Origin of the sequence: Massilia aurea (genome assembly GCF_024753205.1) — a bacterium.
Taxonomy (GTDB): Bacteria; Pseudomonadota; Gammaproteobacteria; order Burkholderiales; family Burkholderiaceae_D; genus Telluria; species Telluria aurea.
In genome coordinates this window covers 694,878-719,282 of record NZ_JANUGZ010000001.1, presented here as the reverse complement: position 1 = coordinate 719,282, position 24,405 = coordinate 694,878, and the positions used below count along the sequence as shown (strand labels likewise).

Annotated in this window: 21 protein-coding genes; 8 read left to right on the top strand and 13 right to left on the bottom strand. The window is 66.6% G+C overall.

All coding sequences use genetic code 11. The features are described from left to right. Positions 1-86: 86 nt before the first annotated feature. The 4 genes from fnr to NX775_RS02940 form a co-directional block, all read right to left on the bottom strand. Positions 87-848, bottom strand: a complete 762-nt coding sequence (gene fnr, locus NX775_RS02955) for a fumarate/nitrate reduction transcriptional regulator Fnr (RefSeq protein WP_258834637.1) — start codon at positions 846-848, stop codon at positions 87-89. Between the two features lie 43 nt (positions 849-891). After that, the gene (locus NX775_RS02950; RefSeq protein WP_183553196.1) at positions 892-1,086 is read right to left on the bottom strand and encodes a type II toxin-antitoxin system antitoxin; all 195 of its coding nucleotides are present in this window, start codon (positions 1,084-1,086) and stop codon (positions 892-894) included. 12 nt (positions 1,087-1,098) lie between these two features. Continuing rightward, complete coding sequence (locus NX775_RS02945) at positions 1,099-1,992, bottom strand: SPFH domain-containing protein (RefSeq protein WP_258834636.1); 894 nt, start codon at positions 1,990-1,992, stop codon at positions 1,099-1,101. A 107-nt stretch (positions 1,993-2,099) separates the two neighbouring features. Then, a complete protein-coding gene (locus NX775_RS02940) occupies positions 2,100-2,366 on the bottom strand; it encodes a hypothetical protein (protein WP_183553191.1) in 267 nt (88 codons plus the stop codon). Positions 2,367-2,523: 157 nt separating this feature from the next. Here NX775_RS02940 and NX775_RS02935 point away from each other — a divergent pair, with 157 nt between their 5' ends. From NX775_RS02935 to pncB, 3 genes are all read left to right on the top strand, one after another. Then, complete coding sequence (locus tag NX775_RS02935) at positions 2,524-4,215, top strand: AMP-binding protein (RefSeq protein WP_258834635.1); 1,692 nt, start codon at positions 2,524-2,526, stop codon at positions 4,213-4,215. Positions 4,216-4,289: 74 nt separating this feature from the next. Further along, on the top strand, positions 4,290-4,838 hold the full coding sequence (locus NX775_RS02930; RefSeq protein ID WP_258834634.1) for an SET domain-containing protein: 549 nt from the start codon (positions 4,290-4,292) through the stop codon (positions 4,836-4,838). 58 nt (positions 4,839-4,896) lie between these two features. Further along, positions 4,897-6,084, top strand: a complete 1,188-nt coding sequence (gene pncB, locus NX775_RS02925) for a nicotinate phosphoribosyltransferase (RefSeq protein WP_258834633.1) — start codon at positions 4,897-4,899, stop codon at positions 6,082-6,084. A 22-nt stretch (positions 6,085-6,106) separates the two neighbouring features. Here the strand turns inward: pncB and NX775_RS02920 are convergent, their stop codons facing one another. From NX775_RS02920 to NX775_RS02905, 4 genes are all read right to left on the bottom strand, one after another. Continuing rightward, positions 6,107-7,288, bottom strand: a complete 1,182-nt coding sequence (locus tag NX775_RS02920) for a DNA topoisomerase IB (RefSeq protein ID WP_258834632.1) — start codon at positions 7,286-7,288, stop codon at positions 6,107-6,109. A gap of 104 nt (positions 7,289-7,392) precedes the next feature. After that, positions 7,393-9,039 carry a Na+/H+ antiporter gene (locus tag NX775_RS02915; RefSeq protein ID WP_258834631.1) on the bottom strand — a complete coding sequence of 549 codons (1,647 nt, stop codon included), beginning with the start codon at positions 9,037-9,039 and terminating at the stop codon, positions 7,393-7,395. A 63-nt stretch (positions 9,040-9,102) separates the two neighbouring features. Beyond that, complete coding sequence (locus tag NX775_RS02910) at positions 9,103-11,421, bottom strand: putative bifunctional diguanylate cyclase/phosphodiesterase (RefSeq protein ID WP_258834630.1); 2,319 nt, start codon at positions 11,419-11,421, stop codon at positions 9,103-9,105. 166 nt (positions 11,422-11,587) lie between these two features. Further along, a complete protein-coding gene (locus NX775_RS02905; protein ID WP_258834629.1) occupies positions 11,588-13,816 on the bottom strand; it encodes a hybrid sensor histidine kinase/response regulator in 2,229 nt (742 codons plus the stop codon). Positions 13,817-14,065: 249 nt separating this feature from the next. Between NX775_RS02905 and NX775_RS02900 the strand changes: the two genes are divergently transcribed. The 4 genes from NX775_RS02900 to NX775_RS02885 are packed head-to-tail and all read left to right on the top strand — an operon-like array spanning position 14,066 to position 18,855. Further along, positions 14,066-16,396 (top strand): bifunctional salicylyl-CoA 5-hydroxylase/oxidoreductase, encoded by a 2,331-nt coding sequence (locus NX775_RS02900; protein WP_258834628.1) that lies wholly within the window; start codon positions 14,066-14,068, stop codon positions 16,394-16,396. Between the two features lie 39 nt (positions 16,397-16,435). Next, positions 16,436-17,275 (top strand): enoyl-CoA hydratase family protein, encoded by an 840-nt coding sequence (locus NX775_RS02895; protein WP_258834627.1) that lies wholly within the window; start codon positions 16,436-16,438, stop codon positions 17,273-17,275. Continuing rightward, the gene (locus NX775_RS02890) at positions 17,275-18,441 is read left to right on the top strand and encodes an acyl-CoA dehydrogenase family protein (protein WP_258834626.1); all 1,167 of its coding nucleotides are present in this window, start codon (positions 17,275-17,277) and stop codon (positions 18,439-18,441) included. The genes NX775_RS02895 and NX775_RS02890 overlap by 1 nt, the downstream gene beginning before the upstream one ends. A gap of 21 nt (positions 18,442-18,462) precedes the next feature. Beyond that, positions 18,463-18,855 (top strand): RidA family protein, encoded by a 393-nt coding sequence (locus tag NX775_RS02885; protein ID WP_258834625.1) that lies wholly within the window; start codon positions 18,463-18,465, stop codon positions 18,853-18,855. A gap of 95 nt (positions 18,856-18,950) precedes the next feature. Here NX775_RS02885 and NX775_RS02880 read toward each other — a convergent pair whose 3' ends face one another. Further along, positions 18,951-20,375: an SRPBCC family protein gene (locus NX775_RS02880; protein WP_258834624.1), complete on the bottom strand. Its 1,425-nt coding sequence runs from the start codon at positions 20,373-20,375 to the stop codon at positions 18,951-18,953. A 529-nt stretch (positions 20,376-20,904) separates the two neighbouring features. Between NX775_RS02880 and NX775_RS02875 the strand changes: the two genes are divergently transcribed. Next, positions 20,905-21,246 (top strand): hypothetical protein, encoded by a 342-nt coding sequence (locus NX775_RS02875; protein ID WP_258834623.1) that lies wholly within the window; start codon positions 20,905-20,907, stop codon positions 21,244-21,246. Between the two features lie 66 nt (positions 21,247-21,312). Here NX775_RS02875 and NX775_RS02870 read toward each other — a convergent pair whose 3' ends face one another. From NX775_RS02870 to NX775_RS02855, 4 genes are read right to left on the bottom strand one after another with little or no spacing between them, the layout of a single operon-like run. Beyond that, positions 21,313-22,116 carry an ABC transporter substrate-binding protein gene (locus tag NX775_RS02870; protein WP_258834622.1) on the bottom strand — a complete coding sequence of 268 codons (804 nt, stop codon included), beginning with the start codon at positions 22,114-22,116 and terminating at the stop codon, positions 21,313-21,315. Positions 22,117-22,141: 25 nt separating this feature from the next. Further along, the gene (locus tag NX775_RS02865; protein ID WP_258834621.1) at positions 22,142-22,795 is read right to left on the bottom strand and encodes an energy-coupling factor ABC transporter ATP-binding protein; all 654 of its coding nucleotides are present in this window, start codon (positions 22,793-22,795) and stop codon (positions 22,142-22,144) included. After that, positions 22,792-23,499 (bottom strand): ABC transporter permease, encoded by a 708-nt coding sequence (locus tag NX775_RS02860; RefSeq protein ID WP_258834620.1) that lies wholly within the window; start codon positions 23,497-23,499, stop codon positions 22,792-22,794. The genes NX775_RS02865 and NX775_RS02860 overlap by 4 nt, the downstream gene beginning before the upstream one ends. Next, positions 23,500-24,396 carry a formate dehydrogenase accessory sulfurtransferase FdhD gene (locus tag NX775_RS02855; protein WP_307732043.1) on the bottom strand — a complete coding sequence of 299 codons (897 nt, stop codon included), beginning with the start codon at positions 24,394-24,396 and terminating at the stop codon, positions 23,500-23,502. Positions 24,397-24,405 lie beyond the last annotated feature (9 nt).

The following is a 24,405-nucleotide window of genomic DNA, read 5'->3' as shown; positions in this document are numbered from 1 at the left end:
CCTGGCTGCGCCTGCTGGGTTTGAAACCGGGTATTACAACTTGCGCTACGAAGGGGCGCCGGGCGCTACCTGCTTCGATCCCCGCATCATTCCATTGGGCTGCACACATCCGTACCCGCCGCCAGCGCCTTGAGCTTGGCCGGATCGAGCAGCGTGACCTCGCGCTTGTCGACGGCAAGCCAGCCCTGTTTCTTGAAGCGCGACAGCAGGCGGCTGATGCTCTCGATGGTCAGGCCCAGGTAATTGCCGATGTCTTCGCGCGACATGCGCAGCTGGAACTGCGTGCTTGAATAGCCGCGCGCCGCGTAGCGCGCCGACAGGTTGACCAGGAAGACGGCGAAGCGCTGCTCGGCGCGCATATTCCCGAGCAAGAGCATGACGTTCTGCTCGCGCGTGATTTCCTGGCTCATGATGCGGTGGAAGTGGCGCAGCAGCGCCGGCACTTCGCCGAACAGTTCTTCAAGGCGCACGAACGGGATCTCGCACACTTCGCTGTCTTCGAGCGCGACGGCGTCGCAGTGGTGGGTGCCGCTGATCGCATCCATGCCCAGCAATTCGCCGGCCATCTGGAAGCCCGTGATCTGGGCTTCGCCGGCGGCGTTGATCTGGAAGGTCTTGAAGTGGCCGAAGCGCACCGCGTACAGATTGCGAAACGGCTCGCCGACCTGGTACAGGCGCTCGTCGCGCGCCAGCCGCCGGCGCCGGCCGATGATCTGGTCGAGGCGCACGATGTCGGCGTCTTCCAGGCCCATCGGGAGACACAGCTGGTGCATGCTGCAGGCAGCGCACGACTTGAGCGCCTGGATGTTCACGAGCGGGGTGGACGGGGAGGGTGAGGCGGGAATCATGGGATAGGCCGGCAGAGGTTCAGCCCGGATTATAGTCCCGCTGTCAGCTTTCCCCGTCAGTATCGCTCTGGCCCTTTGGTTCGGCCAGTTTCACGCCGCGCCGGGCCAGGCCTTCGCGCAGCAGGAATTCGATTTCCGCGTTCACGCTGCGCAGGTCGCGCGCGGCCAGCCGCTGCAGTTCATCCCACAGCGCCGGGTCGATCCGTAGCGCGAACGCTTTTTTTCCTGGACTTGCCATACTGGTCGGCCGCTAGTTGTACAGCGTGCCCGTGTTGATGATCGGTTGCGTTTCCTTGTCCGAGCACAGTACCACGAGCAGATTGCTGACCATCGCCGCCTTGCGCTCGTCGTCCAGTTCGACGATGCCGCGCTCCGACAATCCTTTCAGCGCTGCTTCGACCATGCTCACGGCGCCATGCACGATCTTGCTGCGGGCGCTGATGATGGCTTCGGCCTGCTGGCGCCGCAGCATGACCTGGGCGATTTCGGCGGCGTAGGCAAGGTGGGTCAGCTTGGCGTCGAGCACCTCGACACCGGCCGCTTCGAAGCGTGCCTGCAGTTCGGTCTTGAGCGCATCAGCAACGACGTCCATGCCGGCGCGCAGCGTGGTCTCGCCCTGCGGCAGATCTTCGCCTTCGTCATACGCGTACTGCGAGGCCAGATGCCGCAACGCCGCCTCGGCCTGGATCGACACGTAGCGCTCGAAATCGTCGACTTCGAACACGGCTTGCGCCGTATCGCGCACGCGCCAGACGACGGCCGCGCTGATCTCCACCGGGTTGCCGCGCTTGTCGTTGACCTTCAGCGTGGGCGCATTGAAGTTGCGGGCGCGCAGCGACAGGCGCCGCTTGACGTACAGCGGGAAGGCCCAGCGCAGGCCTTCGCTGCGGTCGGTGCCGATGTACTTGCCGAACAGTGTGAGGATCGCGCTTTCGTTCGGCTGCAGCATGAACAGGCCTGTCAGGCAGAGCAGACCGGCCAGTCCCAGCGCGATGGCGCCCAGCAGAAACAGACCGTCGGGCGTCTCCATCCCGGTCTTGAACAGGTACACCGCAACCAGCAGGAAAACGATGCCGGCGCAAGCGGCCAGATAGCCATTCGCGGACGAAAATGCCTTTTCGCGGCGGGTGTGCGATGCGTTCATGCTTGAACCTCTTCTGGGTGGGTGTGACATCAAAGTGATATCACTTTAGGATTGCCAGAAAGTATTGTCAAGCGATTTGGTGAACGCCCTGAAACTGCCAGTCAGCGTTAGTCGGCCAGTCCCTTTTGCAGCAGCTCGGCCACCAGCGCATTGAGTTCGACGCCGCGCTCCTTGCTCAGCGTTTGCAGCTGCGCTACCAGATCGCCATTGAGCTTGACGGCAAACGGCACCAGTCCCAGCGCGCGGTCGCGTTCGCGCTGTTCGCGGCGATCCGGCGCCGCATCTTTTGCTGGCGCGCCGACGACGGCGCCCCGGGCAGCCATCTGGCCTTGAATCTTCTTGGCGTCGCCTTTTGCCATGTCAGTCTTTTTCATCACGTGCCTTTAGTTTGTTGGAGCCGAATTCTACTCTCGAAACAGGCCGCCAACGGGAATTGGCAAGCCGCGCGCATTTGGTGGCATGATGGCGTGGCAGCACGACAGCAGGCGCGCCGCGGCGCAGCCTGCCCCTGCAACCCATCAGGAGACCACCATGACGCCCACCCAGCGCTTCGTGCAGGCGCGCGACTTCCTCCAGCAGCATCGGCTCGACTACGACACCGCTGTCCGCGACTACCAGCCCCCGCAGCTGACCACCTTCAACTGGGCGCTCGACTTTTTCGACCACCAGGCCCGGGACAATTACGGCATCGCGCTGTGGGTCGTCGACGAAGACGGCACCGAGCACAAGATCACGTTCGCCGACATGGCCGCCCGCTCCAGCCAGGTCGCCGAATACCTGCGCAACTGCGGCGTGCGGCGTGGCGACCGGGTGCTGCTGATGCTGCCGAACCGGGTCGAGCTGTGGGAAGTCATGCTCGCCGGGATCAAGCTGGGCGCCGTGCTGGTGCCCACGACGATGCTGCTGTCCGGCGACGACCTGGCCGACCGGATCGCACGCGGCGCCGTCAAGCACGTGATCGCGCAGGCGTCCGAGACGCACAAGTTCGATGCGCTGCCGGGCTGTTTTACCCGGATCGCTGTGGGTGGCGCGCATGAAGGCAGCAATGAAGGCTGGCATGACTACGCCGCCAGCCACGCCGTGGTGAGCGTATTCGTGCCCGAGGGCGAGACACTGGCCACCGATCCGCTGCTGCTGTACTTCACCTCCGGCACCACGGCGCGGCCGAAACTCGTGCTGCACACGCACCAGAGCTATCCCGTCGGCCACCTGTCGACGATGTACTGGATCGGCCTGCAGGCAGGCGACATCCACTGGAATATCAGCTCGCCCGGCTGGGCCAAGCACGCCTGGAGCTGCTTCTTCGCGCCCTGGAACGCGGGCGCCACCGTGTTCGTCTATAACTACGAACGCTTTGCCGGCGCGGCCGTCCTGAACGTGATCGAGCGTTGCGGCGTGACCTCGCTGTGCGCGCCGCCAACCGTCTGGCGCATGCTGATCAAGGAAGACCTGGCGGCCTGCAAGCCGGCCCTGCGCGAACTGGTGGGGGCGGGCGAGCCGCTCAATCCCGAAGTCATCGAGCAGGTCGAGCGCGCCTGGGGCATCCGTATCCGCGACGGCTTCGGCCAGTCCGAGACCACCTGCCAGATCGGCAATTCTCCAGGCCAGCGCCTCAAGCCCGGCTCGATGGGCCGCGCGCTGCCGGGCTATCGCATCGCGCTGCTCGACATCGACGACGCACCGGCCACCGAAGGCGAAATCGCGGTGGTGCTGGCGGCCAATCCGGTCGGCCTGATGGCGGGCTACGAAGGCGACGCTGACAAGACGCGCGACGTCATGCGCGCCGGCCACTACCACACAGGTGACACGGCGGCGATCGACAGCGACGGCTACTACTTTTATGTGGGCCGCAACGACGACGTGTTCAAGTCGGCCGATTACCGCATCAGCCCCTTCGAGCTCGAAAGTGTGCTGATCGAACACGAGAGCGTGCTCGAAGCGGCGATCGTACCGAGTCCCGACCCGTTACGGCTGTCGGTGCCGAAGGCCTTTGTCACGCTGCGTGCCGGCGTTGCGCCGAGCCGCGAGATGGCCGCCGCGCTGTTCGCGTTCAGCCGCGCGCGCCTCGCACCGTACCAACGGATCCGGCGCATCACGTTCCGCGAGCTGCCCAAGACCATTTCAGGCAAGATCCGGCGCGTCGAGTTGCGGCGCGAAGAAGCAAGGCGGGGCGACGGCGCGGACGATGCGCTCGAATACCGCGAGGAGGATTTCCCCGTGTAGCGGCAAGTGCGTGGCGTTTTGGACGAATGCGGCCATAATGGACGCTCTCTTTTTCTCGTCCTTGCGCCATCCTGATGACCACCAAGCGAACCCCAGCCACGCCGGCTGACACCAGCACCGCCACCGCCACGGCCACCGCCACGCCAGATAGCGGCCCGTCGTACGAAGTGCGCCAGTCGCCCATCCACGGTAACGGCGTTTTCGCCAGGAAGCCCATCGCCGCGGGCGAGCGCATCATCGAGTACCGCGGTGAGCGCATCAGCTGGGACCTCGCGACCGAGCGCGCCGACAAGGCCGGCGGCCCGGTCAACCACACTTTCTATTTCAGCCTGGCCGACGGCCGCGTGATCGACGGCGGCCGGCGCGGCAACGAGGCGCGCTGGATCAACCACGCGTGCTCGCCCAACTGCGAAGCGTTCGAAGATGAAGGCAAGGTCTATATCCACGCGCTGCACGACATCGACGCCGGTGAAGAGCTGAACTACAATTACGCCCTGATCTACGAAGAGCGCCATACGCCCAAGCTCAAGAAACTGTTCGCCTGCCGCTGCGGTACGCCCGGCTGCACGGGCACGATGCTTGCGCCGAAGCGCCGCACCCGCACGCCAGCCGCCGGCAAATGAACCAAGCCCTGGCTGGCCTGGTCAGGCCGGCCCGCCCCATCATCGACCTGGAGCAACGATGAAACCTGTAGTTCGCAGCCTGCTTGAAACCGATCTGTATAAATTCACGATGTGGCAGGCTTTGCTGCACAGCCACCCGGGCGCGACGGGCGAGTACGAATTCCGCTGCCGTAACGAGCCGGCTTATCCGCTGGCGGAGCTCAAGGAAGACATCGAACGCGAGCTCGATCACCTGTGCTCGATGATGTTTACCGAGCACGAAGTCGCCTACCTGCGCGGACTGCGCTTCATCAAGGGCGACTTCGCTGACTTCCTCACGCTGTTTCGCTTCCAGCGCAAGTTCATCGAGGTCACGACCGACGGCCCGCACCTGCGCATCCGCGCCAGCGGCCCGCTGGTGCACGTGATGGGCTATGAAATCTTCGTGCTGTATATCGTCAACGAGCTGTATTTCCGCCGCTTCGACCAGGCCGAGGCCATGGATGTGGCGCGTGCGCGCCTGCGCCAGAAGATCGACGAGCTGCGCGCCTTCGGCGAAGAAGCCCCGCGCGCCAACCCGTTCGAGTTCTTCGATTTCGGTGTGCGCCGCCGCTTCTCGGGCGAGTGGCACGACGAAGTGGTGCAGACGCTGGCGCGCGAGCTGCCGGTCTACTTCAAGGGCACCTCGAACGTTTATCTGGCCTACAAGTTCAATCTGGTCCCGATCGGCACGATGGCGCATGAATACCTGCAGGCGCACCAGGCCTTCGGCACGCGCCTGGTCGACTTCCAGAGCGCCGCGCTCGAGAACTGGGTACAGGAATACCGGGGCGACCTGGGCACGGCGCTGACCGATGTCGTCGGCATGGATGCTTTTCTGGCCGACTTCGACCTGTACTTCGCCAAGCTGTTCGACGGCCTGCGCCACGACTCGGGCGATCCGGTCGTGTGGGGCGAAAAGGCGCTGGCCCATTACGCGCGCCTGCGCATCAACGCGCGCACCAAGCGCCTCGTGTTCTCGGATGCGCTGACCATCCCCAAGGCCCTGAACCTGTACCGCCATTTCGCCGACCGCGTAATGACGGGCTTTGGCATCGGCACCAAGCTGACCAACGACACGCCTTTCCCGGCGATCAATATCGTCATGAAGCTCGTGCGCTGCAACGGCCAGCCGGTGGCCAAGCTGTCGGACGAACCGGGCAAGTCGCAGTGCACCGACGTCACCTACATCGCCTACCTGCGCCAGGTGTTCAACCACCCGGTGTAGCCGGGGCGTTGACCACCTGGGGTCATGCTGCGACCGGCTCGCGACGTCGTGCCGGCTTCTTTGCCGCAGCTTTCGGTGCTGCTTTCTTGCGCGGGGCGGCTGCACGTGGCTTATCTTCTTCGTGCCTGAGCCGCTGCTGCAGCATCGCCAGCACGGCCGCTTCTTCGGGCTGCAGCGCGTGCAGGTCTTCGGCCAGCTTTTCTTCGGTCCGTTCGCGCATCACGTCCAGCGGCGCGCCCTCGAGGTAGGCGTCCAGCACGGCCGGGTGCACGTAGCACTTGCGGCAGATCGTCGGCGTGTTGCCGAGCTTTTCGGCCACCGACTCGATCGCGCGCACGATGTTCTTTTTCGCCTGCGTCTCGGAGTCGAATTTTTCAAATTCCTGCAGAGCCAGCGCTGCCAGCACAGTGCCTGACCAGGTGCGGAAATCCTTCGCCGTGTACTCTTCGCCCGTGATGTTGCGCAGGTAGTCGTTGACGTCGCTGGAGTCGACGCTGTGGGTTTCGCCATCTTCGTCGATGTACTGGAACAGTTCCTGGCCCGGCAGGTCGCGCGTGCGCTTGACGATGCCGGCCAGGCGCCGGTCGTGCACCTTGACCTTGTGGTACACGCCGCTCTTGCCGCGGAAGCTGAATTGCACATCGCTGCCATCGACTTTGACGTGGCGGTTGCGCAGCGTCGTCAGGCCAAACGATTTGTTGGTGCGCGCGTATTCCTCGTTCCCGACCCGCATCATCGTCGCTTCGAGCAGGTAAACAATCGTGGCCAGCACCTTTTCGCGCGGCAGGCCGGGCAGCTTGAGGGCACGGTCGACTTCATGCCGGATCGCCGGCAGCGCGTCGCCGAACTTGAGCATGCGTTCGTATTTCACTTCGTCGCGCGCCGTGCGCCACTTTGGATGGTAGCGGTATTGCTTGCGCCCGCGCGCATCGCGTCCGGTCGCCTGCAGGTGGCCGTTGGCCTGCGCGCAGATCCAGACATCCTGCCACGCCGGCGGAATCACCAGACCCTTGATGCGCGCCAGCGTGGTCTCGTCCTCCACCGGCGCGCCATGCGCGTCCAGGTAGCGAAAGCCGTCCTTGACGGCCTCGCGGTGGATGCCGGCGCGGCCATCGTGCACGTAGCGCAGGCCGGCCGCGCGCGCGGCGCTGGTGGAATCTTTGGTGTCGAGTGCGTCGACGGCATCAAGGGTCTGGCTGGGCATGGCGGTTTCGCGAATGGTGGATATCGCGTTGATGCTACGCCCGGGCCAGGGCCCGCACTGTTCGCAAGATAACGGAGTGCGGGACAGGCAGGTACGTCTTCGGGTCAGCGATAGCGCGCCTCGACCAGGTCGATCTCGCGCAGCAGCTTGCGCGCCACTTCGTCCGACAAGGTGTTGTTGCGCGCCATGCGCAGCAGGACGGCGCGCTCGTGCTCCAGCGCTGTCAAGCGATAGTGGCGCTCGGCGCTTTCGGCGGCGCGTGCGTGCGCCGGATCGACATCGTTGCCGTTGCCGCCATCCAGGCGATATTGGTACAGGCTGCGCACCTGATCGACCGCGCTCGCGTGCATCTCCACCGCGCCCTGCGCATCGCAGCCCGACGTCGGCGGCGGTGGCGGTGCATTCGCGATGGCTTCGAGCGCGGCCAGCGCGGCGGCGTGGCGCGCATTTGCTTCTTCGCTGTCATGCGCCGAATCGTGTGGCAGTTCGAGGCCGCGCAGCACGCGCGGCAGCCCGACACTGGCCAGCACGAGCGAGACGACAATCACGGCGCTGGCCAAAAAAATCACGAGGTCGCGCCCCGGGAATGGCGCGCCCCCCGGCATCGCCAGCGGCAGCGTGAGCACGCCGGCCAGCGTGATCGCACCGCGCACGCCGGCCAGCGAGGTGGCCAGGATCAGGCGCGGATTCGGGCGGTATTCCGGCAGCTTCTGACGTCGGGCGTTGAGCAGCGTCAGACGCAGCGAGACCCAGACCCAGACGAAACGCAGCAGGATCAGGCCGAAGCTGATCGCGAGCGCGTTGGTGACCAGCCACCAGACATCGTTCGCACGTGGCAATTCGGGTGCGACCAGGGCTGCTTCGAGAATATCGGGAAGCTGCTCGCCCAGCAGCACGAACATGATGCCGTTGAGCGCGAACTGCACCGTGTCCCACACCACCGCGCGCCGCACGCGCGTCGTGGCGGCCGCGCGCCCGCTCAATTCAACGTAGCTCATCGTCACGCCAGCCGCGACTGCCGCCAGGATGCCCGAGGCGCCCAGATGTTCCGCTGCCAGATAGGCGCCGAACGGCAGCAACAGGTTGATCAGGATCGGCGAGCCGCTTTCCTCGCCGATGCGCGCGCCCAACTGGCGCTGGGCCCAGCTCACGCCCACCGTGATGCCCGCGCCGATGGCCACGCCCGCCAGCGCGACCCACAGGAACGTGAGCGTGGCTTCGCCCAGCGAAAAGGTGCCGGTCAGGGCAGCGGCCACGGCGAAGCGGAAGCACACCAGGCCACTGGCGTCGTTCAGCAGCGACTCGCCCTCGAGGATGTGCATCAGGCGCGGCGGGATCGGCACGCGCGCGGCGATGGACGACACCGCGACCGGGTCGGTAGGCGCCAGGATCGCGGCGAGGGCGAAGCACACGGCCAGCGGCAGCGACGGAATCAGCCAGTGAATCAAAAAGCCCGCGCCCAGTACCGTAAACAGCACCAGGCCCAGGGCCAGTTCGAGGATGGTGGAGCGGTCGCGGAACAGCCCGACCTTGGGGATGCGCCAGCCGTCGAGAAACAGCAGCGGCGGCAGGAACACGAGGAAGAAGATGTGCGGTTCGAGCCGCACCCCATGGCCGGTGCTGCCGGCAATCGCCGCGCCAAGCGCGATCTGCATCAGCGGCAGCGGCACCGCGAACGGCAGCATGCGCACCAGGTAGCCGCTGGCTACCACCGCCAGCAGCATGGCCAGCACGATTCCCACTTCATCCATCAACATCTCCCTGTTCAAGACAAGATGATAAGGGATTGGCGCCGCCCGTGGCGACGCTGTTGATCAGGCGGCGGACAAACTGGCCTGGGGCGCAGCCTGCAGTTCGGCCAGCAGCGCCTCGAGCGGCATCGGCCGGTGGAACAGGTAACCCTGCATGCACGCGTTGCCGTGCGCGGCCAGATACTCGGCCTGGGCCGATGTCTCGACGCCTTCGGCCACGACGCGCAGGCCCAGGTGGCTGGCCATCGCCAGGATCGACTGCACGATGGCGGTGCCGTTCTTGTCGTGCGGGGTGTCGCGGATGAAGCTCTTGTCGATCTTCAGTTCGTACAGCGGCATCCGGGTCAGGTACGACAGGCTCGAATAGCCGGTGCCGAAATCGTCGATCGAGATGCGGATGCCGAGCGCAGCCAGTGCATGCATCCGCTCGATGGTCTGGTCGAGGCGATCGATCAGCAAGCCTTCGGTGATCTCGAAGATCAGCTGGCCGGGCGGCACGCCCGTCTCGTGCAGGATCGCTTCGACCCGCGTGACGAAGTCGTGCTGGCGGAACTGCATCGGGCTGACATTGACCGACAGCGGGAAGCGGTGGCCGGCGCGGTCCAGAACGTGCCAGGCCAGGCACGCTTCGCGCAGCACCCAGTCGCCCAGCGCCACGATCAGGCCACTCGATTCGGCCACCGGGATGAAGACATCGGGCGGCACGCTGCTGCCGTCCTTGCGGCGCCAGCGCATCAGCAGTTCGGCGCCGCTCGGCATGCGCGCGCCATCGACCTGCAGCTGCAGGTGCAGCGACAGCTCGCCGTTGTCGAGCGCCTGGCCCAGGTCGCGCTCGAGCGTGAGGCGGCCTTCGGCATCGGACAGCATGCCCGGTTCGAACAGCGCCACGCCATTGCGGCCGCGCGACTTGGCGTGGTACATCGCGGTGTCGGCTTCGCGCAGCAGGTCGTGCACCGTGTGCTGCGCGTTGCCGGGTGCGGTGAGCGCGACGCCGATGCTGCTGGTAGCGTAGTAGCGCTGGGCGTCGATGACGATCTTGTCGGCGAGCGCTGCCCGGATCCGCTCGGCCACGGCCAGCGCGCGGTCGGTGGCCCGGTCCGCATGCTGGCCCAGCGCGTCGAGCAGGACGACGAATTCATCCCCGCCCAGGCGTGCCACGCAGCCGTCGTCGCCCGTCATCGCCACCAGGCGATCGGCCACGTTCTTGAGCAGCTGGTCGCCGATGGCATGGCCGCGTGCGTCGTTGACGGTCTTGAAGTTGTCGATGTCGACGTACAGCACGGCAGCCATCGATCCGCCCGCGCGCGCGCCGGCCACCGCCACATCGAGCCGCTCCATCAGCAGGCGCCGGTTCGGCAGGCTGGTCAGCACGTCGTAGAACGCAAGGCGGTGGATCGCGTCGGCGGCGTTGCGTCGCTCCGTCACGTCGCGGCTGACAATCAGCCAGTGCGTGATCGCGCCACTGTCGCCGGAGAACGGCACCATCTCGGCCTCCACCCAATATGGCGTGCCGTGTTTCGTGTACAGGACCATTTCGGCACTGGCGGCTTCCTTGTGCATCACGGCCGTGATCACACGCCGGACGGTCTCCTGGTCGGTGTCGGGCCCTTCGAGCATGCGCACGCTGCGCCCGATGATTTCTTCGCGCGCGTAACCGGTGTGGCGCAGCAGGGCGTCGTTGGCAAAAATGATCGGCTGCTCGGCGCCGGGCACGTCGACCATGCGCGCGATCATGACCATGTCGTTCAGGCGCGCGACCGCGGCCGACGTCAGGCGCAGCTCGTCGTTGACAGCGTGCAGGCGCAACTGGCCCGCTTCGAGTCCTGCGGCGGCCGTGCGCGCTTCGAGGAGCGACCGGTCCAGCCCCTTGAGCAGGGTGCCGCTGGTGATCGTGATCAACGCGCCGACGCAGCAGAAGTTGATGACAACGACGACCGCCGATGCCAGGCCATTCTGTTCCAGGCCAGGCACATACAGGTGCACCTTGCCGGCCAGGCCCAGCAGTAGCACACAGGCGGCGCCCAGGGCCAGGCCAATGAGCGCCTGGCGCATGCCAAGCAGGACGACGGCCAGTGCGGGCAGGGCCGTCATGTAGACCAGGCCAACCGGCCCTACCGCAAACAGCAGGCCGACGGACACCAGGAACAGCATGGCAATGAAGTTGAGAACGCGGACCGTGTGCGCGACGCGGTCGAGTCGCCAGATGGCCAGCAGCCATGCCATCGCCACCGCATCCATGACGATGACCGGCCATTTTCCTTTGCTGATCAGCAGCGGGATGCTGGGCAGGGCGGCAACGAATCCCAGCGCGACGACGATCGGCAGGATGGTGGTAAAGACCTTGACGCGCCACTGCGCGATGTCATCTGGAGGAATTGGCATGAAGCATCCTGTTCGGCACGCCGCACGGAATTTCTCCGGAGCATAGTAAATTTTAGTGCAGCAAATTCTATGCAGGTGTAATGATACCTGTCACGCAATATTTTCGGCTCTGTTGTGCCGATGAAACGACCCCGCCCGAAAGGGCGGTTCAGTTACGGTACCGGCTTCAGCAGGCGCCTGCCTGCGCCAGGAGATCGCCCAGTTGCAGCGTGTTGAGTGGCTTGACCAGATAGTGGTCGAACCCCGCCTGGCGCGCCTGTTCGCGGTCTTGCTGGCGGCCATAGCCGGTCGCCGCGATGAGCGTCGCGTTCTCCATGTCGGGCAATGCGCGCAGGCGCCGCGCCAGCTCGTTGCCGTCGATGTCGGGCAGCCCGATGTCGAGCAGGCAGACCTGCGGCTTGAACACGGCAGCGACATCGATTGCGTCCAGCGCGCAATACACCACTTCCACCGTGTGGCCGCTCGCACGCAAGAACAGACTCAGCGTGTGGGCGGCATCGAGATTGTCATCCACCACGAGGATACGCAGGGGGCCGACGGCGCTGGCGCTGCCGGCCAGCGGCGACGCCACCGGCGCGGTTGGGGCCTCCTGCGCAAAGCACGGCAGGCGCACGGTAAACGTGCTGCCCAGGCCCGGGCCGGGGCTCATCGCGCCGACGCTGCCGCCATGCAGCTCGACCAGGCTGCGGGCCAGCGCCAGGCCCAGGCCCAGGCCGCCCTGCGAGCGGTCCGGCGTACGCTCGGCCTGGGTGAACAGATCGAAGACGCGCTCGACGAGGCGCGCATCCATCCCGATGCCATCGTCGGTTACGTCGATGACCCACGCGTCGGCCTGCTGCGCCAGGTGCAGCGTGATGTGGCCGCCCTCGGGCGTGTACTTGGTTGCGTTGCCCAGCAGGTTGGCGACGACCTGCACCAGGCGCTTGTGGTCGCCCTTGACGCTGGCCGGTTCCGGCGGCATGTCCAGCACCACCTTGTGGCGGCGGGCGAGCATCAGCGGGCGAATCTGCTCGGCCGCATCGTCGACCACCTTGCGCAGGTCGAGGATCTGGGTCGACAGCGTGACCAGCCCGCGCGTCACGCGCGAGACGTCCAGCAGGTCGTCGACGAGGCTCGTCATGTGCTCGACCTGGCGCGCAATGATGGCGCAGGTCTGCGTGATCTGCGCATTGTCCGAATGGAGCAGCTTGAGCAGATGGGCGCCGGTGCTGATCGGCGCGAGCGGGTTGCGCAGTTCGTGCGCCAGCATCGCCAGGAATTCGTCCTTGCGCTGGTCGGCTGCGCGCAGTTCGCGCTCGGCCAGGCTGCGCTGGGCTTCTTTCTGCTGCAGGTGCTCGGCCATCTCGTCCAAGGCCGCGGCCAGCCGGCCGATTTCCTCGCTGTTCGACCCGATGCCGGTGCGGGCATCGAGTTCGCCGGCGGCGATCCGGCGCGCCACCGTCATCAGCTTGCGCACGCGCCGGACAATCAGCTTGTCGCCCGCCAGCCAAGCTGCCAGCAGGGCCAGGATGGTCGTCAGGCCCAGGCCGAGCAGCGACATCAGCTGCGCTTCGCGCGCCACGCGCGTGATGGTTTCGGTCGGCACGCCGATCGTGACCGTATAGTCGGACAGCGTCGGCGGCCCGACGCGCGCAAACGCGTGCAGGCGCTCGACGCCATCCTCGCCCTGGATCACACGGGCGCTGTCGTGCGGGCCGCGCATCGCCGCAAACAGCGGGGCGGGCACACGCTTGCCGAACCAGCGCTCGGGATCGGGGCGGCGCGAAATCAGCTTGCCCGTGGCATCGGCCGTCTCGAGGATCGAACCGGCCGGCAGGCTGATGTCGTTGACGAAGGTGTCCAGGCCCGCCAGGTCCATCGCGGCAAACACGACCGCCACCACCTTGCCATCGCGGTCGGTAACGGGATAGGTCAGGTTGATCGTGTGGCGGCGGATCACGCGCCCGAACACATAGTCGCCGGCGATGAAGCGGCGTTCGGCGACGGCGCGCTTGAAGTGGCTGCGGTCGCCCAGGTTCACCGGATGCACCATCGGCACCGCGCTGCAACTGACGTCGCCATTGAGCTGGATGAGGCCAAAATTGACATACAGCTCGTTGCGGTCGAGGACATTGGCCAGCAGCGCATTGCAGCCAGCCGTGTCGCCCATCAGGTCCGGCACGCTGGCCAGGTCGACCAGGATCTGGCGCGCGCGGTCGATCGACTGCGCTTCATTGGCGGCGGCCAGCGCCGTCAAGCGTTTGAGGTTGTCTTCCGTCGCGCGGATCGCGGCTTCGCGCTCGCGCAGGCCTCCCAGCACGGTGACGATGGCGATCGGTGTGATGGCCAGCAGCACCAGCAGCATCAGCCTGCTGCGCAGGCTGTTCAGGCGAAAACGGCCGGGTGACTTGTTCATCGCCGCGGCGCCGGTTGCGGCGTGGTGGTGACGATCGAAGGCGCAATCTGGCGGGCGATGTAGAACATGTGTGGCGGACGGTTGATCGATCGGACCCGCGACAGAAGGCGGGAATACAAGTGTAACGTTTCCTGATTGTACTAAAAATTGGCTTATCCACAGGGAATGAGTCGCGTGTGCGCGACGCCTTGTTGACATGTCAAGCATCGGCGCAGGTAAGATAGGCCCATGCCAGTATCAGGAGAGACCATGAACATCGTCTGCGTCGGTGGCGGGCCGGCCGGTCTGTACGCCGGCCTGCTCATGAAACTGCGCGATCCGCGCCGCACCGTCACGGTCGTCGAGCGCCACCAGGCCGGCGACACGTTCGGCTGGGGCGTCGTCTTTTCGGACCAGACCCTGGGCAATCTGGCGCTGGCCGATGCGCCCAGCGCGCGCGCCATCGAACACGCGTTCAACCGCTGGGATGCGATCGACGTGCAGATCGGCGGCGCCACCATCATCTCGCATGGTCATGGTTTTTGCGGCATCGCGCGCAAGCGCCTGCTCGGCATCCTGCAGGCGCGCTGCGAAGAAGCCGGCGTGGCGCTCGTGTTCGACACCGACGTGACGGACGAGGTGGCGCTGGCGCGCCGCCATGGCGCCGACCTGTTGGTCGCCGCCGACGGCGTGCACAGCGCGATCCGCACGCGCCATGCCGCCGTGTTCCAACCCGACCTGCAGGAGGGGCGCTGCCGCTACGTCTGGCTTGGCACCCGGCGCCGCTTGTCCGCGTTCACGTTCGCGTTCGAGCCGACCGAGCATGGCTGGTTCCAGGCCCACGCTTACCAATACGATGAGCAGAACGCGACCTTCATCGTCGAGACGCTGGAGTCGACCTGGCACGCCAGTGGCCTGGCCGACATGGACGCCGCAAGCACGCTGGCGTTTTGCGAGCGCCTGTTCGCCAGTCTTCTTGGCGGCGCGCCGCTCTTGACCCAGGCCAGCCGTGGCGGCGCCGCCATGTGGCACCGCTTTGCGCGTTTGACCTGCCGCGAGTGGGGGGGCGCGCTCGACGTCGACGGCCGGCGCGTGCCGCTGGTGCTGCTGGGCGACGCCGCGCACACGGCGCATTTCTCCATCGGCTCGGGCACCAAGCTGGCGCTGGAAGACGCCATCGCGCTGGCTGCCGAACTGCCGGCCGAGCCGAATGGCGGCATCGAGGCCGCGCTGGCGCGCTACCAGGCCGCGCGCGTGACCGAAGTGAGCAAGCTGCAAAGCGCGGCGCGCAATTCGACCGAGTGGTTCGAGAATGTGGCCCGCTACGCTCCCATGCCGCCCGATGCGTTCGCCTACTCGCTGCTCACGCGCAGCCAGCGCCTGTCGCACGAAAACCTGCGCCTGCGCGACCCCGCCTATATAGAAGGCTTCGAGCGCCGCTTTGCCGTGCAGGCGGCAGCGCAGGCCGGCGTGGCCGCGCCAACGACGTCCACGCCGCCGATGTTTACGCCATTGCGGGTGCGCGACGTGCTGCTCAAGAACCGCGTGGTCGTCTCGCCGATGGCGCAGTACGCGTGCGTCGACGGCGTGGCGGGCGACTTTCACCTGGCCCACCTCGGCGCACGCGCGCTGGGCGGGGCCGGCCTGGTGATCGCCGAGATGACCTGCGTGTCGGCCGACGCGCGCATCACGCCGCGCTGCCCGGGACTGTACCTGCCCGAACACACGCAGGCCTGGGCCCGCATCGTCGACTTCGTGCATGCGGCGAGCGACGCGAAAATCGGCATCCAGCTGGGGCACGCGGGCGCCAAGGGCTCGACCCGGCCGATGTGGGAAGGCATCGACCAGCCGCTCGCGCACGGCAACTGGCCGCTTTTGGCGGCGTCGCCCCAGCAATACCTGGCCGGCGTGTCGCAGGTGGCGCGCCAGGCGAGTGAGGCCGACATGGCGCAGATCGAAGCCGATTTTGTGCGCGCCACGCTGGCCGCGGGCGAGGCGGGCTTCGACTGGCTCGAACTGCATTGCGCGCATGGTTATCTGCTCTCGAGTTTTATTTCGCCGCTGACCAACCGGCGCGACGATGAATATGGCGGCAGTCTCGAAAACCGCTGCCGCTTTCCGCTGCGCGTGTTTGCCGCCGTGCGCGCGGCCTGGCCAGCGCACCTGCCGATCAGCGTGCGCATCTCGAGCCACGACTGGGTCGATGGTGGCATCACCCCGATGGACGCCGTGGAGATCGCGCGGCTGTTGCGCGCCGCCGGCGCCGACATGATCGACTGTTCATCCGGGCAGGTGAGCAAGGCCGAGCAACCGGTGTACGGCCGCAGGTACCAGACGCCGTTTTCGGACCGCATCCGCAACGAGGCCGGCATTCCGACGATCGCCGTCGGTGGCATCAGCGAAGCCGATCACGTCAACAGCATCATCGCCGCCGGCCGCGCCGACCTGTGCGCGGTGGGGCGCCCGCACCTGGCCAATCCCGCGTGGACGCTGAACGAGGCGGCGCGCATCGGCTACACTGGCGCCGCGTGGCCACGCCAGTACGCGCCCGGCAAGCAGCAACTCGAGCGCAATCTGGCGCGCGGGCGGCCCGCTACGTGACCGGTTCGTCCATTTTTCAACGCGTCATCAGGAGCAGGCATGCATGATCTAGCGGGCAATCGAACGGGCCTGACCGGCTACGTGGCGCAGCAAGTCGGCTTGGCGTTTGACCCGGCGACGCGGGTAGCAACCCTGACGCTCGACCGGCCCGAGCGCAAGAATCCGCTCACGTTCGCCGCCTACGCCGAGCTGCGTGACCTGTTTCGCGCGCTGGCATATGCCGACGACGTCAAGGCGGTCGTGCTCACCGGCGCGGGCGAGAATTTCTGTTCAGGCGGCGACGTGCACGAGATCATCGGACCGCTGACGCAACTGGATACGCCGGGCCTGCTGGCCTTCACCCGCATGACGGGCGACCTCGTGAAAGCGATGCGCGCCTGTCCGCAGCCGATCGTCGCGGCAGTGGATGGTGTGTGCGCCGGCGCCGGTGCGATCCTGGCGCTGGCCTCGGACATCCGCTACGCCACGGCGCGCAGCCGCACCGCCTTCCTGTTCACCCGCGTGGGCCTGGCCGGCTGCGACATGGGCGCCTGCGCCTTGCTGCCGCGCGTGATCGGCCAGGGGCGCGCGGCCGAACTGCTCTACACCGGTCGCTCGATGGATGGCAAAGAGGGCGAGCGCTGGGGCTTCTTCAATCGCTTGTGCGCGCCGGGCGACGTACTCGCCGAGGCGCAGGCGTTTGCCGCGCAGCTGGCGGCCGGCCCGACGTTCGCGCACGGCATGACCAAGAAGATGCTGCAGCAGGAATGGAATATGGGCGTGGACGAAGCCATCGAGGCCGAGGCGCAGGCGCAGGCCATCTGCATGATGACGCAGGATTTCCAGCGCGCCTACCAGGCATTCGTGGGCAAACAGCGGCCGCAGTTCGAAGGCAATTGATGGAACCCGATGTTCTCGACTGGCCGTTCTTCGATGCGCACCACGGCGTGCTGGCGCGTGAACTCGACGCCTGGGCCGCGGCGAACCTGGCCGACGCGCACGGGGCCGATGTCGACGCGGTCTGCCGCGCGCTGGTCTCGAGGCTGGGGCAGGGCGGCTGTCTGCGCCACGCCGTGGCCGGCGTCGAGCATGGCGGCGCACATGCCACCATCGACACCCGCGCCATTTGCCTGATCCGCGAAACGCTGGCGCGCCATGCCGGCCTGGCCGACTTCGCGTTTGCGATGCAGGGTCTGGGCAGCGGTGCGATCTCGCTGTTCGGCAGCGCAGCGCAGCGCAGCACCTGGCTGCCGTGCGTGGCCGACGGCAGCGCGATTGCCGCCTTTGCGCTGTCCGAACCCGCGGCTGGCTCCGACGTCGCCGCCTTGCAATGCGCCGCGCGCCGCGACGGCGATGCCTGGGTGCTCAATGGTGAAAAAACCTGGATCTCGAATGGTGGCATCGCCGACTTCTACATCGTGTTCGCGCGCACGGGCGAAGCGGTCGAGCGCAGCGCGCGGGGTATCTCGGCCTTCATCGTCGAAGCGGCCACGCCTGGCCTGGAAGTCGCCGAGCGCATCGACGTGATCGCGCCGCATCCGCTGGCGCGCCTGCGTTTCAACGGCTGCCGCGTGCCAGCCGCGTGCCTGGTCGGCCCTGAAGGCGATGGCTTCAAGGTGGCGATGGCCACGCTTGACGTGTTTCGCACATCGGTAGCGGCAGCGGCGCTGGGTTTTGCGCGGCGCGCCATGGCTGAAGCACTGGCGCATGCGCAGGCGCGCCCGATGTTCGGCAAGCTGATGGCCGACTTCCAGCTGACGCAGGCCCGGCTGGCGCAGATGGCGCTGGAGATCGACGCCGCCGCGCTGCTGACCTACCGCGCGGCGTGGCTGCGCGACAGCGGCAAGCGCGTCACAAAAGAAGCGGCGATGGCCAAGCTGGCCGCAACCGAATCGGCGCAGCGCGTGATCGACGGCGCGGTGCAGCTGTTTGGCGGGCAGGGCGTGCAACGGGGCCAGGTCGTCGAAGGCCTGTACCGCGAGATCCGCGCCTTGCGCATCTACGAGGGAGCCAGCGAAGTGCAGCTCCTGATCATCGCGCGCGAACTGCTCGCGCCGCAACACTGAGGCCACATGCCTGGAGATTTGATGGAATTCTTGCAACCGCCTGGCTGGCCGCGCCCCAAAGGGTACGCCAATGGTGTTGTTGCGCGCGGCCGGCAAGTGCATGTCAGCGGGATGGTTGGCTGGACGCCGGCAGGCCGGTTCGAGACGGACGATTTCGTCGGGCAGTCACGCCAGGCGCTGGCCAATATCGTGGCTGTGCTGCGCGAAGCGGGCGCCGGCCCCGAGCACATCGTGCGCATGACCTGGTATGTACTCGACAAGCGCGAATATCTCGATGCCGGGCCGGCGCTGGGCGCAGCCTATCGCGACGTCATCGGGCGCCATTATCCGGCCATGACGGCCGTGCAGGTGGCGGGCCTGATGGAAGACCGCGCGCGGGTGGAGATCGAGGTCACGGCCATCATTCCGGATTGAGCGATGCCGGACGAACGAATGGCCCCGCATGGGGGCCATTCATGGTCCTGCACCGCCGCGCCGTTTAACGTTCGGCGCGGCGGCAAAGTGGCGGATTAGCGGCGGCCTGCACCACGCGCACCACCGCGTTCGATGAACGCTTTCATCTCTGCCAGGTCGTCATCCATCTGACGCTGCGGATCGACGCCCAGCATACGTGCCACGCCGTGGCCCAGCACGCCCGCTGGTGGCGCGTAGCTGATGCGCACCGTTGCGCGCGTGCCGCCATTGACGGACTCGAACGTGACGCTGCCGTCCTGTTCGATTTCCGAGCCCGGCTCGCTGCGCCACGACAGGCGATCCGGACGCGACTGCTCGGTCATGACTGCATTCCATGCGTATTCCATGCCGGCCGGGCCGCGCACGACCCAGTGCGAACGGCGGTGGCCGAGGTCACGCACTTCGGTCACGTGCGACATGAAGCGCGGGAAGTTTTCCACGTCGGCCCACGCATCGAACACTTCGCGTGGCGAGGCGTCGATGAAGACGCTGTTCTCGACCTCGACCCGGCTAGCGTCGCCGCGGTGACGCAGCGAGTCGACCAGATTGCGGCCACGGTCGCTGCGCAGCAGCACTGCGAGCGCGCCCAGGCCCAGCAGGGCAACAGCCGGCGAACGGCGCGCCAGGCCGACGATGCTCAGCGCGCTGGTGCCCAGCAGCGCCGAGTTGGTCAGCGTGGGGCCGCGCGAGCCGAAGGCCTGCGTCAGGTGATCGGTCCATTCGCGTACCTGGTTGCCCACCTCGCTGGCGCGGGCACGGGCGCCGTTGCCGGCGCTGTGCGCGGCCTGCGCCAGGTTTTCACGGGCGATGTCGGCGCGTTCGCGTGCGCGGTCGGCGGCGTCATCGGCGCTGTTGCGGGCCTTGTCGGCAACGTCACTGGCGCTGCTGCGCGCCTTGTCGGCAGCGTAGCTGGCGCGGTCACGGGCATCGTTGGCGACGTGGTGCGCACGTGAGCGGACATCGTCGGCGTAGTCGCGTGCATCGTCAGCCGCGCGGGCGGCGGTGCTGCGGGCCGAGTCGGCGGCGTGCGACACGCGGTCACGCGCGGTGTCGGCGGCGTGCGAAACACGGTCACGGGCATAATCGGCAGCCTGCGCCGCAGCGTGCGAGGCGCGGTCGCGCGCATCGTACGAGGCTTCGGCCAGGCGGCCGCGCGTGCGTTCGAGGCGGTCGCGCGTTTCGTGCGAAGCCTCGGCCAGGCGGTCACCGGCAGCGTGGGCGGCGCCAGCCAGGCGCGCGCCGGCGCGCAGGTAGACCGATTCGGCACGTTCGCGCGCCGAATCGAAGCGCTCGCCGGCAGTGTGCAGCGCGTGTTCGAGTTTGTCAGCGCCGCGGTGACGCGCGTCGCGCAGTGCGCCCTTGGCGCGTGCACGGCGTTTCGGGCCGCGGTCCGGGTCGAATGCATACATCAGCAGGGCGCCAGCCACTGCGGCGCCAATCCATTTACCTGCGTTGTTTCCCTGATCGTTCGATTCGTTCATGTCGACTCCTCTCGGTTAGTTGTACTGTGTTGCGCTGGACCTTGTTGCCAGCCGGGCGGTGCCACGGCATGTCTGATCCAGCACCGGTCTGTTACTGACGATTCATCGTGCTTTGCAGCGTCGCTTTGCAGCGTCACTTGCACGCATAAAAAAACGCACCGCTTCGCAGTCATGCGTTGCAGTGCGTTCCGGCGAACCATCACGCGATTCGGGCAATACCCGTTGCGCAGTAAATGGTCAGACGACGTGCTTTGTCAGCCTGCTTTTTGCAGGGTCAGTAGCAGTACGCCGTTCTCGAGCTTCACCGATGCGGGAGCGCCTGCGACGCCGTCGGTCTGGTAAAGCCGCGCAGGTATCTGCGTGCATTGCATTCAGCATACACCACGGTTTCGCGTTCCCGGCGTTCGTTTGCCGCGTGGCAATTGACTTGGATTCAGCTTGGCGACAAGCGTGTCACGAACTGTCAGTGGCCTGCGCCGCGTGCCACGAGATTCTGGTACGGTGGTTGCCAATGAAACAAGGAGATAACATGAATCACCATATCGTTCGCATGCTGCCCAACTTCGAAGCGGCCGAGGCAGCCCGCAATGGCTTGCTGGCCGAGGGTTTCGACGGCGACGGCATCAATGTCAATGTCACCACCGACGAAGCCGGTCCTGCAGAAAGCAATTTCTATGTGGGCGACTCGCCCGCTGTCAAAGGCGGCACCGACTACGAGGACGTCTTCAAGCCCGCGGTTCGAGGCGATCTGTGCATGATGACGGTGACCGTGGCAGAAGCCTTCCAGCTCGAACGGGCTGCCGCCATCCTGGAACACCACGGCGGGATCGACGTCGATCCGGCCCACGGCGCGGCCAGCAGCACCTTCTAATAGCGGTAGGGCTCGTTTGCCGCATGGGAGCTCAAGCGCTTTCATGCGGTACTGGCGACACCGCTGTCAGCGCGCTGGCGGAAAGAACAACTGCTCGCCCGCTGGCTTGAACCCCGTGATCTGGCGCTGCCCTTGTGGCGACGTGATCCATTCGATCAGCTGCTGCGCGCCCTTGTAGTTCACGCCCGGGTGCTTCGCAGGGTTGACCGCGATGATCCCGTACGGGTTGTACATCCGCTTGTCGCCTTCGACCACGATCGCCAGGCCCGTCCTGGCCTTGTACGCGCCGTAGGTGGCGCGGTCGGTCAGCGTATAGGCCCGCATCTCGGCGGCCATATTGAGCACTTCGCCCATGCCCAGCCCGGCCGACACGTAGTTGCTTCCCTGCGGTTTGGCCCCCGCCTGCTGCCAGTAGGCTTTTTCCATCACGTCGGTTCCCGAGTTGTCGCCCCGCGAGATGAAGCGCACGTTGGCGGCCGTGATGCGCCTGAAGGCGTCGATCACGTCTTTCGAGCCCTTGATGCGCGCCGGATCGGCCTCCGGTCCCACCACGATGAAGTCGTTGTACATGACGTCGCGCCGGTCCACGCCCCAGCCTTCGGCGACAAACTTGTCTTCCAGCGTGCGGGCATGGACCAGTGCCACGTCAACGTCGCCATTCTTGGCCAGCTCGAGGGCCTTGCCGGTACCGACCGCGATGACCTGCACGCGGGCGCCGGTGGCGGCCTCGAAGGCGGGCAGCACCTGCTTGAGCAGGCCCGAGTTTTCGGTGCTGGTGGTGGTCGACAGGCGAATCACGTCCTGCGCCATGGCAGCGGAGCTGGCGAGGGTAGGGATGAGCACGAGGGCGAGCACGATGCGGCGTTTCATGAGGTTCTCCAGGTGGTGGTTGGGATTATCTTGCTTCGAGGCGCCCGTCGCGCAGCTTCAGGCGCTGCACGCCGGGCAGGTTGATCAGGTCGCGGTCATGGCAGGCCACGATCACGCTGGCGCCCAGGTCGATCAGGGTCGGGATCAGGGCAATGACCTGTTCGCGCGCCGCGCCATCGAGGTTCGCGGTCGGCTCGTCGAGCAGCAGCAGGCGTGGCTGCAGCACACGGGCGCGCGCCAGCGCCACACGCTGCTTTTCACCGCCCGACAGGCGCGCCGGATCGTTGTCGCGCAGGTGGGTCACGCCGGCCCAGTCCATCGCTTCGTCGACCAAATCATGCAGCAGACGCCGGTCGCCGCCGCGCGCCAGCAGGCCATAGCCGATATTGTGGGCCACGCTGGTGGAAAACATGATCGGATGCTGGTGCACGTAGACGATCGCATGCCGCAATTGCCGCGGGTAAGGGTAGAGCGGCAGATGCAGGCCATCGAACTCGACGCTGCAGGCAGCGCTGCGTTCCAGGCCACCCAGCATGCGCAGCAGCGTGCTCTTGCCCGATCCGTTGGCGCCGGTCAGCACGTAGGCAGCGCCGGCCGCGATGTCGAGGCGCCCGATATCGAACAGCAAGCGCTCGCCATGGCGCTTGTGCAGCGCGTGCACGGACAGGAGCGGCGTCACAGGCGCGCTCCCGGATTGTGCGCGTCGCCCTGCAACAGCACGAGCACGCCGTTCATCCCCAGCGCCAGCGTCACCAGCACGATGCCCAGCGCGATGCCCTGGGCAAAATCCCCCTTGCTGGTCTCGAGGGCGATGGCGGTCGTGATGGTGCGGGTATGGCCTTCGATATTGCCGCCTACCATCAGCGCGCAGCCCACTTCCGAGATCACGCGCCCGAAGCCGCTGATCACGGCCGCCATCACGCCATAACGGGCTTCATGCAGGACCGAAAACATCACGCGCAGGCGCGAGGCGCCGTGGGCCAGCGCAGTTTCGGCGTAGCGCGGATCGAGCGCCTGCACGGCCGCCAGCGTAAATGCCAGCAGCACCGGCAGGCCGATCAGGCACTGGCCGGCGATGATGCCCGGCTGCGAGAACAGCCATCCCAGATCGCCCAGCGGGCCGCGCCGCGACAGCATCAGGTAGAGCAGCAGGCCTATAAGTACGGTGGGCAGCGACAACGCGGCCTGCGCCAGCCAGACGGCAATGCGCCGCCCCGGAAACCGGTGCATCGCGATCAGGTAACCGAGCACGACGGCCGGGGGCGTGGCCAGGATCAGGCCCGACAACGTGGTCTTGACCGAGACCCACACGATATGCCACAGCGCCGCATCGCCGCGCAGCAGCAACGCGAAGGCGCCGCTCGTCGCCTCGAGCAGGCCCATTCAGGTGACAGGCTCGCCGGACGGCCGCACCTGTGGCGTATCCAGCAGGTGCGGCTCGAACACCAGCCGCTCGTGGCCCGCCACCAGCAGGAAGTGACGGCCGCTGCAGCGTGTCAGCAGGCTCATGCCGACCCGCCCGGCCACCATCTGGCCCATCTGCGTGGTGCCCGAACGCGACAGCAGGAACGGGATGCCCATCTGGGCGCCCTTGATCACCATTTCGGACGTCAGGCGGCCAGTGGTATAAAAAATCTTGTCGGCGCCATCCACGCCGTCCAGCCACATCAAGCCGGCGATCGCGTCCACCGCATTGTGGCGGCCCACATCCTCGACGAAGTACAGCAACTCGCCATCGCGTGTAAACAGCGCGCAGCCGTGCACCGAGCCGGCCTGTTTGTAGACCGACTGCTGGGTGCGGATGGTCTCGACGATGCGGTATACGCTCGACTGGGTCAGGCGGGCATCGGGCGGCAGCACGATGCTGTCGACTTCATCCATCAGGCCGCCGAACACCGAGCCCTGGCCGCAACCGGTCGTGACCACTTTTTTTGCAGTGCGCTGTTCGATGTCGGCAATGCCGCTGCGGGTGACGACGGCCACCGCGTCGACCGACCAGTCGACTTGGATCGAGACGATGTCGTCCAGCTTGCGCACCAGGCGCTGGTTGCGCAGATAGCCGAGCGTGAGCATTTCGGGCGCGCTGCCCAGCGTCATCAGGGTGACGAGTTCGCGCTTGTCGACATACACCGACAGGGGGCGCTCGGCGGGGATCGCCAGCACCTTGTGGCGCCCGCGTTCATCGATCGACAGTATGTCGCGGGTAAGGACCGCGCGCGCATCGGACAGCGCCGGCCGGCAGCCGGGCACGGCGTGCACGGTGAGGTCATCGATGGTCAAGCAGCGCCT

Coding starts and splice junctions, on each gene's coding strand:
- NX775_RS02900 (WP_258834628.1), top strand. CDS start 14,066: ATGAACATCGTCTGCGTCGGTGGCGGGCCGGCCGGTCTGTACGCCGGC.
- NX775_RS02940 (WP_183553191.1), bottom strand. CDS start 2,366: ATGAAAAAGACTGACATGGCAAAAGGCGACGCCAAGAAGATTCAAGGC.
- NX775_RS02880 (WP_258834624.1), bottom strand. CDS start 20,375: ATGAACGAATCGAACGATCAGGGAAACAACGCAGGTAAATGGATTGGC.
- NX775_RS02935 (WP_258834635.1), top strand. CDS start 2,524: ATGACGCCCACCCAGCGCTTCGTGCAGGCGCGCGACTTCCTCCAGCAG.
- NX775_RS02930 (WP_258834634.1), top strand. CDS start 4,290: ATGACCACCAAGCGAACCCCAGCCACGCCGGCTGACACCAGCACCGCC.
- NX775_RS02950 (WP_183553196.1), bottom strand. CDS start 1,086: ATGGCAAGTCCAGGAAAAAAAGCGTTCGCGCTACGGATCGACCCGGCG.
- NX775_RS02915 (WP_258834631.1), bottom strand. CDS start 9,039: ATGGATGAAGTGGGAATCGTGCTGGCCATGCTGCTGGCGGTGGTAGCC.
- NX775_RS02885 (WP_258834625.1), top strand. CDS start 18,463: ATGGAATTCTTGCAACCGCCTGGCTGGCCGCGCCCCAAAGGGTACGCC.
- NX775_RS02860 (WP_258834620.1), bottom strand. CDS start 23,499: ATGGGCCTGCTCGAGGCGACGAGCGGCGCCTTCGCGTTGCTGCTGCGC.
- fnr (WP_258834637.1), bottom strand. CDS start 848: ATGATTCCCGCCTCACCCTCCCCGTCCACCCCGCTCGTGAACATCCAG.
- NX775_RS02875 (WP_258834623.1), top strand. CDS start 20,905: ATGAATCACCATATCGTTCGCATGCTGCCCAACTTCGAAGCGGCCGAG.
- NX775_RS02920 (WP_258834632.1), bottom strand. CDS start 7,288: ATGCCCAGCCAGACCCTTGATGCCGTCGACGCACTCGACACCAAAGAT.
- NX775_RS02895 (WP_258834627.1), top strand. CDS start 16,436: ATGCATGATCTAGCGGGCAATCGAACGGGCCTGACCGGCTACGTGGCG.
- NX775_RS02890 (WP_258834626.1), top strand. CDS start 17,275: ATGGAACCCGATGTTCTCGACTGGCCGTTCTTCGATGCGCACCACGGC.
- NX775_RS02945 (WP_258834636.1), bottom strand. CDS start 1,992: ATGAACGCATCGCACACCCGCCGCGAAAAGGCATTTTCGTCCGCGAAT.
- NX775_RS02905 (WP_258834629.1), bottom strand. CDS start 13,816: ATGAACAAGTCACCCGGCCGTTTTCGCCTGAACAGCCTGCGCAGCAGG.
- NX775_RS02910 (WP_258834630.1), bottom strand. CDS start 11,421: ATGCCAATTCCTCCAGATGACATCGCGCAGTGGCGCGTCAAGGTCTTT.
- NX775_RS02870 (WP_258834622.1), bottom strand. CDS start 22,116: ATGAAACGCCGCATCGTGCTCGCCCTCGTGCTCATCCCTACCCTCGCC.
- pncB (WP_258834633.1), top strand. CDS start 4,897: ATGAAACCTGTAGTTCGCAGCCTGCTTGAAACCGATCTGTATAAATTC.